At 74.1% G+C, this 18,162-nt stretch carries 12 protein-coding genes; 10 read left to right on the top strand and 2 right to left on the bottom strand.

Going from position 1 to position 18,162, the window contains the following annotated elements:
- The first annotated feature begins 482 nt into the window (after positions 1–482).
- From ACZ52R_RS26395 to ACZ52R_RS26380, 4 genes are all read left to right on the top strand, one after another.
- Positions 483–1,094, top strand: coding sequence for a response regulator transcription factor (locus ACZ52R_RS26395; protein ID WP_014136228.1), 612 nt, complete (start codon positions 483–485; stop codon positions 1,092–1,094).
- A 332-nt stretch (positions 1,095–1,426) separates the two neighbouring features.
- Positions 1,427–2,152 carry a sigma-70 family RNA polymerase sigma factor gene (locus tag ACZ52R_RS26390; protein ID WP_465616211.1) on the top strand — a complete coding sequence of 242 codons (726 nt, stop codon included), beginning with the start codon at positions 1,427–1,429 and terminating at the stop codon, positions 2,150–2,152.
- 301 nt (positions 2,153–2,453) lie between these two features.
- A complete protein-coding gene (gene guaB / locus ACZ52R_RS26385; protein ID WP_360495096.1) occupies positions 2,454–3,956 on the top strand; it encodes an IMP dehydrogenase in 1,503 nt (500 codons plus the stop codon).
- A 166-nt stretch (positions 3,957–4,122) separates the two neighbouring features.
- The gene (locus ACZ52R_RS26380; RefSeq protein WP_360495099.1) at positions 4,123–5,247 is read left to right on the top strand and encodes a GuaB3 family IMP dehydrogenase-related protein; all 1,125 of its coding nucleotides are present in this window, start codon (positions 4,123–4,125) and stop codon (positions 5,245–5,247) included.
- Positions 5,248–5,350: 103 nt separating this feature from the next.
- Here ACZ52R_RS26380 and ACZ52R_RS26375 read toward each other — a convergent pair whose 3' ends face one another.
- Positions 5,351–5,914: a hypothetical protein gene (locus tag ACZ52R_RS26375; RefSeq protein WP_465754265.1), complete on the bottom strand. Its 564-nt coding sequence runs from the start codon at positions 5,912–5,914 to the stop codon at positions 5,351–5,353.
- A 252-nt stretch (positions 5,915–6,166) separates the two neighbouring features.
- Here ACZ52R_RS26375 and ACZ52R_RS26370 point away from each other — a divergent pair, with 252 nt between their 5' ends.
- Positions 6,167–8,140: a serine/threonine-protein kinase gene (locus ACZ52R_RS26370; RefSeq protein WP_465754264.1), complete on the top strand. Its 1,974-nt coding sequence runs from the start codon at positions 6,167–6,169 to the stop codon at positions 8,138–8,140.
- A gap of 42 nt (positions 8,141–8,182) precedes the next feature.
- On the opposite strand, the gene ACZ52R_RS26365 is transcribed toward ACZ52R_RS26370, so the two are convergent.
- Positions 8,183–8,731 carry an SHOCT domain-containing protein gene (locus ACZ52R_RS26365; RefSeq protein WP_465662419.1) on the bottom strand — a complete coding sequence of 183 codons (549 nt, stop codon included), beginning with the start codon at positions 8,729–8,731 and terminating at the stop codon, positions 8,183–8,185.
- Between the two features lie 57 nt (positions 8,732–8,788).
- Between ACZ52R_RS26365 and ACZ52R_RS26360 the strand changes: the two genes are divergently transcribed.
- The 5 genes from ACZ52R_RS26360 to ACZ52R_RS26340 all read left to right on the top strand — a co-directional run bounded on the left by ACZ52R_RS26360 (position 8,789) and on the right by ACZ52R_RS26340 (position 17,472).
- On the top strand, positions 8,789–9,919 hold the full coding sequence (locus tag ACZ52R_RS26360; protein WP_465662418.1) for a protein kinase family protein: 1,131 nt from the start codon (positions 8,789–8,791) through the stop codon (positions 9,917–9,919).
- A 161-nt stretch (positions 9,920–10,080) separates the two neighbouring features.
- Entirely contained in the window at positions 10,081–11,874 is a 1,794-nt protein-coding gene (locus ACZ52R_RS26355) for a serine/threonine-protein kinase (protein ID WP_465616221.1), read from the top strand.
- Positions 11,875–12,019: 145 nt separating this feature from the next.
- A complete protein-coding gene (locus tag ACZ52R_RS26350) occupies positions 12,020–13,651 on the top strand; it encodes a succinic semialdehyde dehydrogenase (RefSeq protein WP_465616223.1) in 1,632 nt (543 codons plus the stop codon).
- An 89-nt stretch (positions 13,652–13,740) separates the two neighbouring features.
- Positions 13,741–15,546: a GMC oxidoreductase gene (locus ACZ52R_RS26345; protein ID WP_465754263.1), complete on the top strand. Its 1,806-nt coding sequence runs from the start codon at positions 13,741–13,743 to the stop codon at positions 15,544–15,546.
- Between the two features lie 291 nt (positions 15,547–15,837).
- Positions 15,838–17,472: a hypothetical protein gene (locus ACZ52R_RS26340; protein WP_465754262.1), complete on the top strand. Its 1,635-nt coding sequence runs from the start codon at positions 15,838–15,840 to the stop codon at positions 17,470–17,472.
- The last annotated feature ends 690 nt before the right edge of the window (positions 17,473–18,162 follow it).

Below are 18,162 nucleotides of genomic sequence, written 5' to 3'. Positions count from 1 at the left end.
GCACTGGTGTGGACACCTGGAAATATGACTTAAGGCGACTCCATGGACAAGTCACCCACACACTGGCACAACAGTCAATGACCATACGAAAGCTATAAAAACGGGCAAAGTGGGCAAGGGCCTTCGGCGGGCGCGGGCGTGGCAATTGGGTGGCCAACGGGCGCGCGACGCACCGAATCGGTGTGCGGGTCGCACGCCCACCGCGCGCGAGCTGCGGAAAAGTGCGGCGTGTGCACCGCGATGCGGCTGATCGGTAACGAGTCGGCCACGTACAGTGGTGGAGATGGCCCTGAAGGCCGTAACTCATTCGAGTGACGGTCGTTGGAAGTGCGGAGGCGGTTAGCGGGCGTCGGACATCGGGAACGATCGCGGGCAAGTTGGGGCGATCAGCACGGAGTCTGCCGCCGATCGGCCGTGTCGGAGAGGTTCGTACCAGCCAGGAGGCTCAACGTGACGCGGATCAGCTGCGGAGGACGACAGTCATGACTTCCGTTCTCGTTTGCGACGATTCCCCGCTCGCCCGCGAGGCGCTTCGCCGCGCGGTCGCGACCGTACCCGGTGTGGACCGGGTCACCACCGCGACGAACGGGGAGGAGGTCCTCCGCCGCTGGGTGGCCGACCGCTCCGATCTCGTTCTGATGGACGTCCGGATGCCCGGCCTCGGCGGGGTCGAGACGGTCCGGCGACTGCTGTCCGCCGACCCGGGCGCGCGGATCATCATGCTCACCGTCGCCGAGGACCTCGACGGTGTCGCGCTCGCGGTGGCCGCGGGCGCCCGCGGGTACCTGCACAAGGACGCCTCGCGCGCCGAGCTGCGGGCCACCGTCACCCAGGCCCTCGCCGACCCGACCTGGCGGCTCGCCCCGCGCCGGCTGCGCAGCCCCGACATGGGTGCCGCGCCGACCTTGACGGCGCGTGAGATCCAGGTGCTGGAGGGCATGAGCCACGGCCGCAGCAACGCCGAGATCGGGCGCGAGCTGTTCCTGTCCGAGGACACCGTCAAGACGCACGCCCGACGGCTGTTCAAGAAGCTCGGGGCCTCCGACCGCGCGCACGCGGTGGCGCTGGGTTTCCGCTGGGGCCTGGTCCGCTGACCACCGGCGGCGCCGCCGGGTGCGGCGCGCCACCGGTGATCCCCGGGGCGGATGCCGCACGGGCGTGTGACGTTACGGTCCCGAGGTTGCACCATGGAGGAGTGGAGCACCTCGGGGACCAGCGGACAGGCACTGTGGCGAACCACGCAGCCGCAGGACACTCGGCGGACGGCGCGACGGACGGAACCACCGACGGCGGGGCGGGAGGCGGCACGGTGCAGGAGGGGCCGGTGGTGCGCGGCACGCCCTACGGTGCCGCAGCGCATAACGTTCCGGTGCACAACTCCGGACGCGGTGCCGCGTTTTCCCGCTCGACCAGGCACCATGGACCGATGCGCGACGACGTCGCCGGTGCGTCCGGCCAGGCGGACCCGGTGGAGGCCGAGCCCTCCGGCCCGGGTCACGATCCGTCGTACGCCGATTCCGACGGCCCGGGCGGTTCCGGTGCCGACGTCGGACTACGCCGCCCGCCGGTGCTCGGTACGGGCAGCTCGCCGCTGGTGGGCGAGCTGGTCGCGGCCGCCGTGCGCGGCGAGGGGCCGGCGATCGACGCCCTGCTCGCCTATGTCCACCCGCTGGCGCTGCGGTACTGCCGCGCCAGGCTGGTCCGGCTGCCCGGCGGGGCCCGGCACCACGTGGACGACGTCGCGCAGGAGGTCTGCGTCGCCGTGCTCTGCGCGCTGCCCCGGTACAAGGACCAGGGGCGGCCGTTCGAGGCCTTCGTGTACGGCATCGCCGCCCACAAGATCGCCGATCTGCAGCGGGCCGCGATGCGCGGGCCCGGTTCGACCGTCGTCCCGCAGGACGACCTGCCGGAGGTGCCGGACGAGGCGCTCGGCCCGGAGGAGCAGGCGCTGCTGAGCAGCGACGCGGCCTGGGCGAAGGAGCTGCTGTCCAACCTTCCGGCCCGTCAGCGCGAGCTGGTGCTGCTGCGGGTGGCCGCCGGGCTGTCGGCGGAGGAGACCGGCGAGGTGCTCGGCATGTCGCCGGGGGCCGTCCGGGTGGCCCAGCACCGCGCGCTCAGCCGGCTGCGGGCGCTCGCGGAGGAGTCCTCCTGACCTCGGCCGTTCTCGCCGGCTGGCCACTGGGGGTAGCTGTCGGCTGGGGCTGTCGGCTGGGGTTGGGGCAAGCAACGGGGCGGGGTTGTTGTCAAGGGCACACGAGGACACATTCGCGGTGCCAGTACCATGGGGTATCGGCGCCTGGGCGGGTTGCCAAAGTTTCACGGGTGCGCGCGGGGTCCCCTTGGAGGATCCTCCCATTGCACCCGGCTTCGGCGGTCTGCGCGAGTGAGCGATGAATGCGCCCCCACCCTCAGGGCGTGAGCGGATAAGGCCGGCCACGGAAGGTACCCCCCAAATGTCTTACAACGCCGCAGGCGTACCCGAGAAGTTCGCCATGCTCGGGCTCACGTTCGATGACGTCCTGCTGCTGCCCGGGGCCTCCGAGGTGCTGCCGAACCAGGTGGACACGTCCTCGCGGGTCTCCCGGAACGTCCGCGTCAACATCCCGCTGCTCTCCGCGGCGATGGACAAGGTCACCGAGGCGCGGATGGCCATCGCGATGGCGCGCCAGGGCGGCGTCGGCGTGCTGCACCGCAACCTGTCGGTCGAGGACCAGGCCAACCAGGTCGACCTGGTGAAGCGCTCCGAGTCCGGCATGGTCACCGACCCGATCACGGTCGGCCCGGACACCACGCTGGCCGAGGCCGACGCGCTGTGCGCCAAGTTCCGCATCTCCGGCGTGCCGATCGCCGACGAGGCGGGCAAGCTGCTCGGCATCGTCACCAACCGCGACATGGCCTTCGAGTCCGACCGCAGCCGCCAGGTCCGCGAGATCATGACCCCGATGCCGCTGATCACCGGCAAGGTCGGCATCTCCGGCGTCGACGCGATGGCACTGCTGCGCCGCCACAAGATCGAGAAGCTGCCGCTGGTCGACGACGAGGGCCGGATCAAGGGCCTGATCACCGTCAAGGACTTCGTCAAGGCCGAGCAGTACCCGAACGCCGCCAAGGACGCCGAGGGCCGGCTGCTGGTCGGCGCCGCCGTCGGCGCCAGCGCCGAGGCGTTCGACCGGGCCCAGGCCCTGGTCGAGGCCGGCGTGGACTTCCTCGTGGTGGACACCTCGCACGGCCACAGCCACAACGCGCTGGCCTGGATCGCGAAGATCAAGTCGGCCGTCGGGGTCGACGTGGTCGGCGGCAACGTCGCCACCCGCGACGGCGCCCAGGCGCTGATCGACGCCGGCGTGGACGGCGTCAAGGTCGGCGTCGGCCCCGGCTCCATCTGCACCACCCGCGTGGTCGCCGGCATCGGCGTCCCGCAGATCACCGCCATCTACGAGGCCGCGCTGGCCTGCCGGGCGGCCGGCGTGCCGGTCATCGGCGACGGTGGCCTGCAGTACTCCGGCGACATCGGCAAGGCGCTGGCCGCCGGTGCCGACACCGTCATGCTCGGCTCGCTGCTGGCCGGCTGCGAGGAGTCCCCGGGCGAGCTGCTGTTCATCAACGGCAAGCAGTTCAAGTCCTACCGCGGCATGGGCTCGCTGGGCGCCATGCAGTCCCGCGGCCAGGGCCGCTCCTACTCCAAGGACCGCTACTTCCAGGCCGAGGTGGCCTCGGACGACAAGCTCGTCCCCGAGGGCATCGAAGGCCAGGTGCAGTACCGCGGCCCGCTGTCGGCCGTCCTGCACCAGCTGGTCGGCGGTCTGCGCCAGACCATGGGCTACGTCGGCGCCGGCACCATCGCCGAGATGGAGAGCAAGGGCCGCTTCGTCCGGATCACCTCGGCGGGCCTCAAGGAGAGCCACCCGCACGACATCCAGATGACCGTCGAGGCGCCGAACTACTCGACCCGCTGACCGGTCCGTACGGCACGAACCACCGAGGGCCCGCCGCTGCACCGCAGCGGCGGGCCCTCGCCCGTCCGGGGAACGGGCCGTCGGGGCGGGGCCGCCGGTAGTACGGGATACTGGGTGCGGCCGGGGTGACCCGGCGGGCATGAGCAACACAGCAGAAGGGCTCGAAGTGACTGAGATCGAGATCGGGCGAGGCAAGCGCGGCCGCCGGGCGTACGCCTTCGACGACATCGCCGTCGTCCCCAGCCGCCGTACCCGGGACCCGAAGGAGGTCTCGATCGCCTGGCAGATCGACGCCTACCGCTTCGAGCTGCCGTTCCTGGCAGCCCCCATGGACAGTGTGGTCTCGCCGCAGCAGGCCATCGCCATCGGCCGCCTCGGCGGCCTGGGCGTGCTGAACCTCGAGGGCCTCTGGACCCGCTACGAGGACCCGCAGCCGCTGCTGGACGAGATCGCCTCGATCACCGACGCGTCCACCGCGACCCGCCGGCTGCAGGAGGTCTACGCCGCGCCCATCCGCGCCGAGCTGATCAAGCAGCGGATCCAGGAGGTCCGCGACTCCGGCGTGGTCACCGCCGCCGCGCTCTCGCCGCAGCGCACCGCCGAGTTCTCCAAGGCCGTGGTGGACGCCGGCGTCGACGTCTTCGTCATCCGCGGCACCACCGTCTCGGCCGAGCACGTCTCCAGCGGCGCCGAGCCGCTCAACCTCAAGCAGTTCATCTACGAGCTGGACGTCCCGGTGATCGTCGGCGGCTGCGCCACGTACACCGCGGCCCTGCACCTGATGCGGACCGGCGCGGCCGGCGTGCTGGTCGGCTTCGGTGGTGGTGCCGCCCACACCACCCGCAACGTGCTCGGCATCCAGGTGCCGATGGCCACCGCCGTCGCCGACGTGGCCGCCGCCCGCCGCGACTACATGGACGAGTCCGGCGGCCGCTACGTGCACGTGATCGCGGACGGCGGCGTCGGCTACAGCGGCGACATCCCGAAGGCCGTCGCCTGCGGCGCCGACGCCGTGATGATCGGTGCCGCGCTGGCCCGCGCCACCGACGCCCCGGGCAAGGGCTTCCACTGGGGCATGGAGGCCGTCCACGAGGAGCTGCCGCGCGGCAAGCGGGTGGACCTCGGCACGGTCGGCACCACCGAGGAGATCCTCACCGGTCCGTCGCACACCCCGGACGGCACCATGAACCTGTTCGGTGCGCTGCGCCGCGCGATGGCCACCACCGGCTACACGGAGCTCAAGGAGTTCCAGCGGGTCGAGGTGACGGTCACCCCGGCGCTCGACCGCTGAGTCGCGTCCCGACGAAGGCCCCCGCCGACTCCCTGGGTTCCAGGAGTCGGGCGGGGGCCTTCGGGCTGTCCGGGGGCCGGGGGGCGGCTGTCGTCCGTGGGGGTCAGCCGCGGTCGGCGGTGCGGCGGGTGAGGAGGAAGCCGCCGACGAGGGCGATGGCGTAGAAGGAGGCGTCGAGCGGGCGGAGGTCGGCACGCCAGGTCGTCAGGGTGTCGTACAGGAGCCCTCGCGGGCCGGGGCCGTCGGCGTGCACCCGGCGGAGGTGTTCGGTCAGCTGGCCGAGGAGGAGCGCGCCGGCCGCGAGGAGGGCGCCGAGCGGCGGGAGCAGCCGGTTCCGGCCACCGAGCAGGCCGAGCGGGAGGGCGACCAGGCCGGCCGGGGCGATGGCCAGCCAGCCGAGGCTGTCCGCGGCCCGCAGCGGGGCGCAGCCGTAGGCCAGGCCGCCGAGCAGCATGGCGAGGACGGCGAGGGCGACGGCCAGGGCGGTGCGGCGGCGGGGGGTGGTCCGGGGCGCGGGGGTGACCGGGTCGTAACCCGTCACCGGGGCGCCGGGCATGCCGGGCGCCACGTAGCCGTCAGGGGAGGTCGGAGGGGGTGCGACCGAGTAGTGCTGGGCGGTGCGCGGCCGGGCCGAGGGGCCGTCAGTGCCCGGTGCGGGTGCGGTCATGGGCGTCGAATCCCCCCGGAAAAGACGATGAGCTGCCGAACGGTAGCAGTGAATCGAACGGATCTTGGCGAGTTTTCGATCACAGATCGGGCACGGAGCGCCGCACCCGTTCCGGTTCGTCCCAGCTTGGAGCGGGGGGCGGGTGGTCCTGGGCCCCCGGGACAGGGGATGATGGAGGCTTGGGCGTTCGGGCCCGGCCGGTCCGACGCGCCGTCACCACGACCGCCAGCAGCACATGGGGGAACGTTCCGAATGACCCAGGCGAAGGGTTCCACCGGCCGCCTCCTGGCCGGCCGCTACCGCCTGAACGGCGTGCTCGGACGCGGCGGCATGGGCACTGTCTGGCGCGCCGAGGACGAGATGCTCGGCCGGACCGTCGCGGTCAAGGAACTGCGGATGAACGCCAGCGTCGAGGAGGAGGAGAAGCACCGGCTGATCGTCCGGACGCTGCGCGAGGCCAAGGCGACCGCCCGGATCCGGCACACCTCCGCGGTCACCGTCTTCGACGTGGTCGACGAGGACGACCGGCCGTGGATCGTCATGGAGCTGGTCGAGTCCCGCTCGCTGGCCGACGTCATCCGCGAGGACGGGCCGCTCGCGCCCGGCCGGGCCGCCGAGATCGCGCTCGACGTGCTGGGCGTGCTGATCGCCGCGCACGCGCTGGGCATCCTGCACCGGGACGTGAAGCCCTCCAACGTGCTGATCGGCGAGGACGGCCGGGTCGTGCTGACCGACTTCGGCATCGCCAGCGTGGAGGGCGACGCCTCGGTCACCTCCACCGGCATGCTGGTCGGCGCGCCCTCGTACATATCCCCGGAGCGGGCCCGCGGGCAGAAGCCCGGGCCGCCGGCCGACCTGTGGTCGCTGGGCGGCACGCTGTACGCGATGGTCGAGGGGCGGCCGCCGTACGACCGCGGCTCGGCACTGGCCACGCTGACCGCGGTGATGACCGAGGACCTGGTCACGCCGGTGAACGCCGGGGCGCTGCGGCCGGTGATCGAGGGGCTGCTGGAGAAGGACCCGGCCGATCGGCTGGACGCCTCGCAGACCCGGTCGATGCTCAAGCGGGTGGTCGCGGACGCGACCGTGAGGGCCGAGTCGACCACCGAGCACGCGGTGCCGATGGGGAAGCCGGCCGCCGCGGCGGAGTCGAAGGCCGAGTCCGAGTCGAAGCCGCCGGCGGAGGCGAAGCCGCAGTCGGAGCCGGAGCCGAAGAGGCCCGAGGACGGCCGGAAGCGGACCGTGGGCGGGCTGCTGGGGACGGTCCGGGTGGGCAGCCGGGCCCGGGACGAGGAGCCGCCCGCCGCCGCCGTGGCGGAGCCCGTCACGGCGGCGGCGGAGCCGGTGCCCGAGCCGATCCGGCCGGTGACCAGCGAGTGGACCTTGGGCGCGACGCAGGCCGCCGGGGCGAACCCGCGCACCGGCCGGCGACGGCTGGCCATCGCCACCGTGGTCGTGGTGCTGCTGCTGATCGCGGGAGTGGTCGCGGTGGTCCAGGCCCTCGGTGGCGGCACCGGCGACACGAAGGGCGCGGCCACCCACAGCGCGGGCGCCACCACGCCGGGGGCGGCGACCACGGACGCCACGCCGAGCGCCACACCGCCCGCGCCGGAGCCGGTGCCCGCCGGCACCGCCCCCGGGACGCCGGGCACGGACGCCACCACGCCCGCCGCTCCCGTGCCCGCGCAGCCCGCCACCACGCCTGGCGCCACCACGCCCGCGGCTCCCGTGCAGCCCCCGGTGCCCGCCCAGACCCCGGCGCAGCCCGCACCGGGCGGCGCGGTGCCGGCCGGGTACCACGAGTACAAGGACCCGAGCGGCTTCTCGGTCGTGCTGCCGGACTGGCTGCAGCCGAGCAGCTCGGACGCCAACCGGAGGATCTTCAAGAACGCGGCCGACGGCAGCCAGCTGCGGATCGAGTGGACGACCTCGCCGGGCGCCAGCGCCGTCGCCGACTGGCAGGAGTCCGAGCCCGGCCTGCGCGGCCAGGTCAGCAACTACCAGCGGCTGAACCTGTCCGCGATCTCCTACCGGCAGTGGACCAACGCCGCGGACTGGGAGTGGACCAGCGGCACGCCCAAGACGCACTCGCTCAACCGCGGCTTCGTGACCGGGACTCCGGCCAAGTACGGCTACTCGATCTACTGGATCGTCCCGGACGCGGAGTGGTCCGCGCAGGCCCCGGTCCGGGACGTCGTCTTCGGCAGTTTCCAGCCCGCGCCGTAGCCAGCGCTGGGCCCACGGGGGACGGGTTCAGCGGGGACGGGTTCAGCCGATCAGGCGCTGCTTGGCCCGGGTGAACTCGTCCTCGGTGAGCGCCCCGGAGGCGTGCAGGGCGGCCAACCGCTCCAGTCGGCCGACGAGTTGCTCGCCCTCGCCGAGCGCGGCAGGGTCCGTCGGTGCGGCGGCGGCGGCGGGCGCGGCCGGCGGGGCGGTGCGGGCGAGCCGGGCGGACTCCCGTACCTGCTCGGCGAAGACGTCGGCCTTGACCACGTCCTCGAAGCGGTGCGAGCCGGTCAGCGCGACGACCGTCAGCACCTCGCCGTTGAGCTTGGTGCGGGTCACGGTGGCGTCGGTGACGGCGGTGAGCGGAACCGGTACCGGCGGCTTCCCGTCTTTCAGGAAGAGCAGCCGATGGGTGGTCAGCACGAGCATCCCCTTGCGGAAGTGGTCGGGGTGGCGCCCGGCGGTGGAGGCGACCGGCTTCTCGCCGTCGATGACCGTCCCCTCGACCGTGCGGACGGCCTCCGCCCGGTTCGCCTGGTTGTTGTTTCCCGTCACCTTGAAGGCGGTGTCGATCAGATCGGTCCAGTCCATGGGACCGAGCGTAAAGGAGCCGCTCAGTAGGCTGCTCGGTGAGCGAGAGGAACTGGCATGCGAGGCGGCCCCGGGCAGTTGCTGGCGGGACGGTACCGGCTGACGGACCGTCCCGAACCTTTCCGCGCCCAGGCGGTGGACGAGCGGACCGGCGAATCGGTGTTGCTGCGTGCCCTGGAGCTGCCCGCGCTGCTGACCGCCGGTCAGGACCCGGAGGACGTGGCACCCGCCCAGGCGGACCGGCTGGTGCGGCGGGTGGCGGCGGTCGGCTCGGCCGCGCCGGCCGCGCACCCGCGGCTGCTGCGCGGGGTCGGGGCCTTCGTCGAGGGCGAGCTGTTGTGGACGGCGGAGGAGCGGCCGGCCGGGCTGACGGCGGCCGAACTGCTGGTCGGCGGGCCGGTCCCGCCGTACCGGGCGGCCGAGTTGGCGGCGGACCTGGCCGGCGCGCTGCGGGCGCTGCACGGGGCCGGGCTCACGCACGGCAACCTGACCGCCGAGTCGGTGCTGCTCTGCGAGGACGGTGCGGCGATGCTCGGCGGACTGCTCGCCGGGGTGGCGGAGGAGGCGCTGGCCGAGGAGCTCGGCGGGCCGGGCGGACGGCGCCGGTACGACGTACGGGCCACCCTGGTCGGCCCGGTGGCGGAGCGCTGGCCGCTGGACGGCGGCCCGGCGGGCGACTGCTGGGCGCTAGGGGTGCTGGTGCACCGGCTGGTCACCGGCCGCTCGCCGTACCCGGAGGGCGGCGTGCCGGAGCTGGTGACGGCCGTACGGGACGGGCGGCGCGAGCACTCGGCGGTCTGCGGGCCGCTGGGGCCGCTGGTCGAGCGGCTGCTGCAGCCCGACCCGGTGCTGCGGCCGACCGCGGAGGCGGTGTGGCGCGAGTTGGTGGAGCTGCTGGCGGGCGCGCCGGAGCCGGTGGACGAGGAGCGGGTGGCGCGGGCGGTGACGCTGAAGCCGGAGGCGCCGCTGGTGCCGGTGCGGCCGCGCCGGGGCGCCCGGGTCGGCCGACGGGGTGGAAACGCCGGGGGTTCCGGGAAGGCCGGGGCGGGCGACGGCGCCGGTAACGGGCCCGGTGGCGGGGTGAAACCGCCGCGGATACCCCCCTCCCTCCTGGGTCCGCTGCTGGTGGGGGGCGTCTTTGTCCTGCTGGCGCTGGGAATGGTCGCCGTGGTGCTGTTCGCAGGCTGACGGCCCGGGCGGATCCGGCACCGCTGGTCCGGGAGGTGGGCGTGATTACCGAGGGCGGCACCGTACGCCTAATGTGTGCGTGGGATTTGTTCGAACAGTGGTCTGCACCAGGCCATCCGTCGCGGTGACGGCAGGCGGAATGTGTGGGGGAGCGGTCGCGGATGGGCGTGCAGGACCGGCCGGAGGCGGCCGAGGCGGAGCGGTTGCTGGCCGGGCGGTACGAGCTCGGCGAGCGGCTCGGCCGGGGCGGCATGGGCACCGTCTGGCGGGCCTGGGACCGGATGCTCGACCGGGAGGTCGCGGTCAAGGAGCTGACCGTCAACCACCTGCCCGAGGAGGACCTGCAGATCCTGCACACCCGGATGAAGCGCGAGGCCAGCGCGGCCGCGCGGATCAAGCACCCCGGTGTGATCACCGTGCACGACGTGCTGGAGCAGGACGGCCGGCCGTGGATCGTGATGGAGCTGGTCGACGGCCGCTCGCTGGCCGACGTGATCAGCCAGGACGGCACCCTGCAGCCGCGCGCCGCCGCCGAGGTCGGCAGCCAGGTGCTCGCCGCCCTGCACCGCGGCCATCAGCTGGGCGTGCTGCACCGGGACGTGAAGCCGGCCAACGTGCTGCTGGAGCGCGGCACCGGGCGGGTGGTGCTGCTGGACTTCGGCATCGCGAAGTACGAGGGCTCGACCGAGCTGACCCGGCCGGGCGACCTGGTCGGCTCGCCGGACTACCTGGCGCCGGAGCGCGCCCAGGGCGAGCGGCCCGGCCCGGCCTCCGACCTGTGGGGCCTCGGGGCCACGCTGTACGCGGCGGTCGAGGGCCAGTCGCCGTTCCGCCGGGACTCGCCGATCAGCACGCTGGCCGCGGTGGTCGACGAGCCGCTGCCGGAGTCGCGCCGCGCCGGGCCGCTGGGGCCGGTACTGGCCGCGCTGATGGCCAAGGACCCGGCTGACCGGCCGACCGCGGACGAGGTGGCCCGGATGCTGGCCGAGGTGCAGGCCGGGCACACGATGGGCTTCAAGGCCGTCGCGCCGGTGCGGCTGCCCACCCAGTCGGTACCGGTGGTGGACCGCAGAGAGCACCGGGCGGAGGCCGCGGAGGCCCCGGACGGGAGCACCGAGGGCTCCGAGGGGCCGACCGAGCCGCGGGCGTCCGCCGGTGACCCCGCCGCAGCCGCCCCAGTCGCTGCCGTCGCGGCCTCCGGCGTCGTGGCCCCCGCCGTCCAGGACACCTCCGGGGGCGGGGTGGCCGCCGGGCAGGCGCACACCGCGCCCGTCGCGCCGGTACCGCACTCCGTCACGCCCGCGCGCGGCCCGGCCAAGCGCCGCAGCACCGCGAAGATCGTCGCCATCGCGGTGGCCGTCGGCCTGCTGGCGGCCGCGGGGACCTTCCTCGCCACCCAGCACGTGGTGGGCGACGGCTCCGACGACCCGACGCCGACCGGTCCGGTCGAGTCGACCGGACCGGGGCCCAGCAGCGACGCCAGCCCCCCGAGCGCGGCGCCCGACGGCTACCACTGGGTCGACGACCCGGCCGGCTTCCGCTTCCCGCTGCCCTCGGGCACCCCGGCCTGGCAGCGCACCGCCGCGTCCGACAACCAGATCTACTACAGCCCCGACAACAAGACGCACTACCTGCAGTTCGCCGTCACCGTCGGGCAGTCGGTCAAGCCGCTGGAGCACATGCGGCAGATGGAGAGCTCCGTCTCCAAGTCCCTGAAGGACTACAAGCAGCACAAGATGACCAGCGTCGCGGTCAACGGCCACGAGGCGGCCGTCTGGGAGTTCAGCTACGCCGCCCAGGGCGGCGGCCGGCGGCGGGCGATCGAGGCCGAGTTCATCGACGACGACGGCACCAGCTACGCGATCTACTCGTCCAGCCCGGAGCGGGGCAACGAGTGGAACGAGGCCGAGCAGCGCTTCAACGCGGTGCTCCACTACTTCGCGCCGACCCGCTGAGCCGACGGCGCCCACGGCGCCCACGTCGGAACGCTTCGACGGCCGGAACGCTTCGACGGCCGGAGCGTCCGCTTTCGCCCGACTGCGGCAGATTCTTGTTACCGACGGGTACCGGACCGGCCCCCGAAGGCCTAGGCTGCGCCGTATGTCGGACCTCACAGCAGATGCAGTGGCCACCGAACACCCCGGCGCCGGCAACCCGGCGGCCCCCGGCGGCGGCCGGACCGTCGCAGCGGCCGTCCCGCGCTCCCTGGTCGACCGGCTGGCCGCCGGCGTCACCGCCGCCGGCGAGCCCGACCTGGTGGACACCGTCGCCCCGCTGACCGGCGAGCGGCTGGCCGGCCTGCCTCAGTCCACCCCGGCCGACGTCGAGGTCGCCTTCCAGCTGGCCCGCCGCGCCCAGTCGGCCTGGGCCGCGCTGCCGGTGCGTCGCCGCGCCGCCGTCCTGCTGCGCTTCCACGACCTGCTGCTCAAGCGGCAGGACGAGGTGCTGGACCTGATCCAGGCGGAGACCGGCAAGGCCCGACTGCACGCCTTCGAGGAGGTGCTGGCCGTCGCCATGGCCGCCCGGCACTACGGGCGCGCCGCGCACACGTACCTCAAGGACAAGCGGCACGGTGGCGCGCTGCCGGTGCTCACCCACGCGGTCGAGGCCCGCCGCCCCAAGGGCGTGATCGGCCACATCTCGCCCTGGAACTACCCGCTGGAGCTGTCCATCGGCGACGCCCTGCCCGCCTTCGTGGCCGGCAACGCCGTGGTCAACAAGCCCGACACGCAGACCGCGCTGACCGCGCTGTGGGCCCGCGAGCTGCTGGTCGAGGCCGGGCTGCCGGGCGACCTGTGGCAGGTCGTGATCGGCGACGGGCCGGTGATCGGCCCCGCCGTGGTGGAGCACGCCGACTACGTCTCCTTCACCGGCTCCACCCGCACCGGCCGCGACGTGGCCCAGCGCGCCGCCGCCCGGCTGGTCGGCGCCTCGCTCGAACTCGGCGGCAAGAACGCCATGCTGGTGCTCTCCGACGCCGACCTCGACGCCGCCGCCGCGGGCGCCGTACGGGCCTGCTTCTCCTCCGCCGGGCAGCTGTGCATCTCGATCGAGCGGCTGCTGGTGCACCGCTCGGTGGCCGACGAGTTCCTGGAGCGCTTCGCCGCCCGCACCCGGGCGCTGCGCCTCGGCGGCGGCCTCGCGTACGGCGCGGACATGGGCTCGCTGGTCTCCGTCCGCCAGCTGGAGACCACCACCCGGCACGTGGAGGAGGCGGTCAAGGCGGGCGTCACCGTGGTGGCCGGCGGCCGCGCCCGGCCGGACCTCGGCCCGTTCTTCTTCGAGCCGACCATCCTCGACGGCGTCACCCCGGACCTGGCGGTCTGTGCCGAGGAGACCTTCGGCCCGGTCGTCTCCGTCTACCGCTTCGACACCGAGGACGAGGCGGTGGCCGCCGCCAACTCCACGCCGTACGGCCTGAACTCCAGCGTCTGGACCAGGGACCGGCGGCGCGGCCGGACGGTCGCGGCCCGGCTGCGCACCGGGACGGTCAACGTCAACGAGGCCTACGCGGCCGCGTACGGCTCGGTCGCCTCCCCGATGGGCGGCATGGGCGACTCCGGGCTGGGCCGCCGGCACGGCGCCGAGGGCATCCTGCGCTTCACCGAGGCGCAGACCATCGCGACCCAGCGGTTGATGCCGATCGCGCCCTCGTTCGGCCTGGACGACAAGCAGTTCGCCGCCGTGATGACCGGCGGGCTGCGCGCGCTCAAGGCGCTGCGCTTCAGGTAGGCCCCCGCGACAGCCGGGCCCCGCGGTCGTGCGGGGCCCGACTCGCGGTTCCCACAGGCATGTTCATCCCGGCGAAGGAGCGGTGGCAGATGGTGGAGTCCGGCGGTGCGACGGAGTTCGACTACGACGTGGTCGTGGTCGGATCCGGCTTCGGCGGATCGGTCGCGGCGCTGCGGCTGACCGAGAAGGGCTACCGGGTCGCCGTCCTGGAGGCCGGACGGCGCTTCGACCGGGACGAACTGCCCAGGAACTCCTGGGACCTGCCGAACTACCTGTGGGCTCCGCAGCTCGGGCTGTACGGCATCCAGCGGATCCACCTGCTCGCCAACGTGCTGATCCTGGCCGGCGCCGGGGTCGGCGGCGGCTCGCTGAACTACGCCAACACCCTGTACGTGCCGCCGAAGGCCTTCTTCGAGGACCGCCAGTGGCGCCACATCACCGACTGGCAGGAGGAGTTGGCGCCGTTCTACGACCAGGCGCAGCGGATGCTCGGGGTCCGGCTCAACCCGACCGTCACCCCCTCCGACGTCCACCTCAAGGCGGCCGCCGAGCGGATGGGCGTCGGCGACACCTTCCACATGGCACCGGTCGGGGTGTTCTTCGGCGACGGCAAGGACACCGACGGCACGGCCAAGGCGGCGCCCGGCGACGAGGTCGCCGACCCGTACTTCGGCGGCGCCGGCCCGGCCCGCAAGGCCTGCGTGGAGTGCGGCGAGTGCATGACCGGCTGCCGGCACGGCGCCAAGAACATGCTCACCGAGAACTACCTCTACCTGGCGGAGCGGGGCGGCGCGGAGATCCACCCGCTCACCACGGTGGCCCGGATCCGCGAGCTCCCCGGTGCCGACGGGAACCACGGTTTCGCCGTGGACGTGCGCCGCACCGACTCGCGCTCGAAGACGGACCGGGTGAAGGCGGGCGCGCGGACCATCACCGCCGCCCGGGTGGTCGTCGCGGCCGGCACCTACGGCACCCAGTCGCTGCTGCACCGGATGCGCGACGCCGGGCACCTGCCCCGGATCTCCGCCCGGCTCGGCGAGCTGACCCGCACCAACTCCGAGGCCCTGGTGGGCGCGCAGACCACCGACCGGCGCTACGGCACCAAGGCGGACTTCACCAAGGGCGTCGCGATCACCTCCTCGATCCACCCGGACGCCAACACCCACATCGAGCCGGTCCGCTACGGCAAGGGCTCCAACGCGATGGGCGCGCTGTCGATCGCCCAGGTCAAGGGTGGCGGAGCGGTCCCGCGCTGGCTGCGCTACCTGGGCAACTCGGTGCGCCACCCGGTGACCTTCGCCCGCTCGATGAACCAGCGCGGCTGGTCCGAGAAGACGATCATCGGCCTGGTGATGCAGTCGCTGGACAACTCGATCACCGTCTCGCTGAAGAAGGGCCCGCTCGGCAAGCCCCGGCTCACCTCCGGCCAGGGCCACGGCGAGCCCAACCCGACCTGGATCCCCGCCGCCGAAAAGGGCGCCCAGGCGCTGGCCGACGAGATCAACGGCTTCGCGGGCAGCACCGTCGGCGAGATCTTCGACATCCCGATGACCGCGCACTTCCTCGGCGGCTGCCCGATCGGCGACGCCCCCGAGACCGGCGTGGTCGACCCGTACCACCGGCTGTACGGATACCCGGGGATCAGCGTGGTGGACGGCGCGGCCGTCTCCGCCAACCTCGGCGTCAACCCCTCGCTCACCATCACCGCGCAGGCCGAGCGCGCCCTGTCGATGTGGCCGAACAAGGGCGAGGCGGACCGGCGCCCGGCGCAGGACCAGGCGTACCGGCGGGTCACCCCGGTGGCGCCGGTGCGGCCGGCCGTGCCGGAGAGCGCGTTCGGCGCGCTGCGACTGCCGCTGCTGCCCGTCCCGGAGGTTCCCGAGAAGCGCGGCTGAAGCCGGTCCGACCCCCCAATCCGCCTGCCCCTGTTCCCGGTTGACATCCGTTCGGGTCCGATGGGATAAACGGGCTCCTTGGGGCAACCCAGGGACTCGTCGAGCGGGGGGAACCGGTCCATGGCCAACTGCGCATCGTGCGGCGCGACTTCGGTGGAGGGGGCGTCGGCGTGCGGCTCGTGCGGGCGGCCGCTCGCGCCTCCGCCCCCGCCCCCGCCCGCCGCGGCCCCGCCCCTGCCGGCCCCGCCTGCGGTGGCCCCGCCTCTGCCTGCCCCGCCTGCCCCGCCCGCGGTGGGCACGTGGGGCGCCGGGACGCCGTACACCCAGCCGCCGCCCGTCCGCCGTCTGCTGACCGGGCCCGACTGGCGCCCGGCGTTCAGGGCGGCCGTCGCGCCGACCGTCGTGCTGCTGATGGCCGCGCTGATCGCGGCCATCCCGGGCGACTACCAGTACGAGTACCGGTTCCGGTCGCCCGACTTCGGCGACCGCTTCGGCGCGACACTGTCGATGGCGCTGAACGCGCTCGGCGCGCCGTTCAAGCTCGGGTACCAGAGCCCGCTGAGCCGGGGCCACGCCGAACGGATGGACATCGTCTTCCGGGTGGCGCCGATGACCGTCACCGCCCTGTGGTGCCTGGCGCTCTGGTTCGGCCTGCGGGCCGGGCTGCGGCGGCGCAAGGCGGTGGAGGGCCAGCTGACCCGGGTCCAGGCCGCCGGTGAGGCGCTGCGCACCGCCCTGGTCCTCGCCGGGGTGACGACGGTGCTCTGGGCGGTCGGCGGTACGACCTGGCAGCCGCAGGACACCTACGACATCCCGGACTACACCGGTACCAGCGGCCAGGACCTGGCCCGGCCGGTGATCACCGCGGGCGCCGGCTGGCCGGAGGCGGTCGGCTGGACCGTGGTGCTGGCCGGACTGCTGGCCTTCACCGTCTACGGCACCGACGCGCTGCGCTGGGCCGCCTGGCGCAGCCGGTCGGTGCGGGGCTGGGCGGTGGCCGCGCTGACCGCCGGCCAGGCGATGGCGCTGTCGGTGGCCCTGTCCGCGACGGCGGCCTTCGTCCTGGTCGCGGCGAACAGCACGAGCGGCGGGCAGACCGGGCTGTCGCTGGCCTTCCTGCCCAACCTCGGCCTCACCCTGCTCGGCTTCGGCTCGGGCGCGACCTTCCAGGCGCACAGCGGCATGACCGGCGGCAAGACGTCCTGGGGCGACCGCAGCGAGGACCTGGACCTCTCCTTCTTCGACCTGCGCGACCAGGTGACCGCCGACTGGCGCTGGGCCGGCCTGCTGGCGCTCGCCGCTGCGGGCCTGCTCGGCTGGACGGCGTACCGGCGACAGCTGGACGCGGCCGACCGGCTGCGCCTGGCGGCGGTGCACGCCACGGCGCTCACCGCGCTGATGGCGGTGGCCGGGGCGATGATGACCCGGACCTCGTCCGTGGCGGGCTGGAGCCGGGCCACCGACACGGCGGTGTCCCAGGAGAACTCGGTCGGGCTGACCTTCCTCACCGTCCTGGCGGCCAACGCGGCCTGGGCGGTGGCCGGCGCGCTGCTGGTGCCGCCACTGCTGGCGGCGGTCCGCGGCGGGGGCGCGCCGGGCACTGCTCCGCATCCGCATCCGTATCCGTACGCGCCCGCGCCCGTGCCGCCGGAGGTGCCGTACGGGCCGACGCCGCCGCACGGCGTCCCCGCGCAGGGCGGTCCGGCGCAGGGAGCTCCCGTGCAGAGCGGTCCGCCGCACGGTGTCCCCGCGCAGGCCGCCGTGCCGCAGGACGGGCCGACCGCCCCCGGGGCCGGGGTGAGCGAGGTGCTGGGCTCGCACGAGGCGCCGCCCACCCCCGCGGCCGGGACTCCGGTCCCCGCCGACGCGCCGCAGGCCCGGGGCGAGGAGTCGGTGGACCCGAGCGTCTGGCGCGAGCACCCCTGAGGTCCGAAGGGTCCGGACGGCACAGGGCGGCCGGACCGGGGGGCGGAGGCGTCCGGAACGGGCAAAGGGCCCCGCGGGGGAGCGGGGCCCTTTGTCGTTCAGCACTCGGCGTCAGGGCCGCGCCGGTGCTGGGGTGACGGCGCCGGGGGAGGAGCGCCGTCGTGTCGGTTGGCCTGGGGTCGCGCCCTCGCGGCTCCGGCGTGGGTGGCCGGCGGTCTGGGGCGCGCGCTCGTGGAGCGGCAGGCGGCGCGCAGGTCTGCGCCGGTCCCTCGCTCACGGAGCGTGAAGTGAAAACCGCTGTCGCCTGGCTGGGCGGCGGCTGCGGAACGTCGTCGGCGGGCCCTCTCGGTGAGCCGTCAGGTCGCCGGGAGAACCGCTTACAACGAGCATCGTGCTGGACGAGGGGCTCGCTCTGCAACCGATTCGGCACAGTTCGACCCTGTCCATTTGCTGTCAGGGCGACCGCCGATGATCACGGTGCGTAGTGGTCGGGAGGGTGCGGCGCACGGGGACGCGCGTAGCGGCGCGGGACGGCCGGGGGCGTGCGCCGGGTGTGCCCCGGATCGGGCCGGGGGTGCGACGGCCGGTCCCGGGCGTCCCCGGACTCCGGCCGTCCCACCTCTCGGCCCAGTCGCGGCCGGGTTCGCTGTCCCCTGCTCGCCGACCGCGGCACCCGCGCACGGTCCCACG

It is taken from the genome of Kitasatospora sp. NPDC034023, assembly GCF_055575795.1.
The sequence above is the reverse complement of the archived record's forward strand: the minus strand, read 5'-3'. Positions and strand labels throughout refer to the sequence as shown.

What these genes read in the sequence shown, in the direction of transcription:
- ACZ52R_RS26395 (WP_014136228.1), top strand. Translation starts at nt 483, where the DNA reads ATGACTTCCGTTCTCGTTTGCGACGATTCCCCGCTCGCCCGCGAGGCG.
- ACZ52R_RS26390 (WP_465616211.1), top strand. Translation starts at nt 1,427, where the DNA reads ATGCGCGACGACGTCGCCGGTGCGTCCGGCCAGGCGGACCCGGTGGAG.
- guaB (WP_360495096.1), top strand. Translation starts at nt 2,454, where the DNA reads ATGTCTTACAACGCCGCAGGCGTACCCGAGAAGTTCGCCATGCTCGGG.
- ACZ52R_RS26375 (WP_465754265.1), bottom strand. Translation starts at nt 5,914, where the DNA reads ATGACCGCACCCGCACCGGGCACTGACGGCCCCTCGGCCCGGCCGCGC.
- ACZ52R_RS26370 (WP_465754264.1), top strand. Translation starts at nt 6,167, where the DNA reads ATGACCCAGGCGAAGGGTTCCACCGGCCGCCTCCTGGCCGGCCGCTAC.
- ACZ52R_RS26365 (WP_465662419.1), bottom strand. Translation starts at nt 8,731, where the DNA reads ATGGACTGGACCGATCTGATCGACACCGCCTTCAAGGTGACGGGAAAC.
- ACZ52R_RS26360 (WP_465662418.1), top strand. Translation starts at nt 8,789, where the DNA reads ATGCGAGGCGGCCCCGGGCAGTTGCTGGCGGGACGGTACCGGCTGACG.
- ACZ52R_RS26355 (WP_465616221.1), top strand. Translation starts at nt 10,081, where the DNA reads ATGGGCGTGCAGGACCGGCCGGAGGCGGCCGAGGCGGAGCGGTTGCTG.
- ACZ52R_RS26350 (WP_465616223.1), top strand. Translation starts at nt 12,020, where the DNA reads ATGTCGGACCTCACAGCAGATGCAGTGGCCACCGAACACCCCGGCGCC.
- ACZ52R_RS26345 (WP_465754263.1), top strand. Translation starts at nt 13,741, where the DNA reads ATGGTGGAGTCCGGCGGTGCGACGGAGTTCGACTACGACGTGGTCGTG.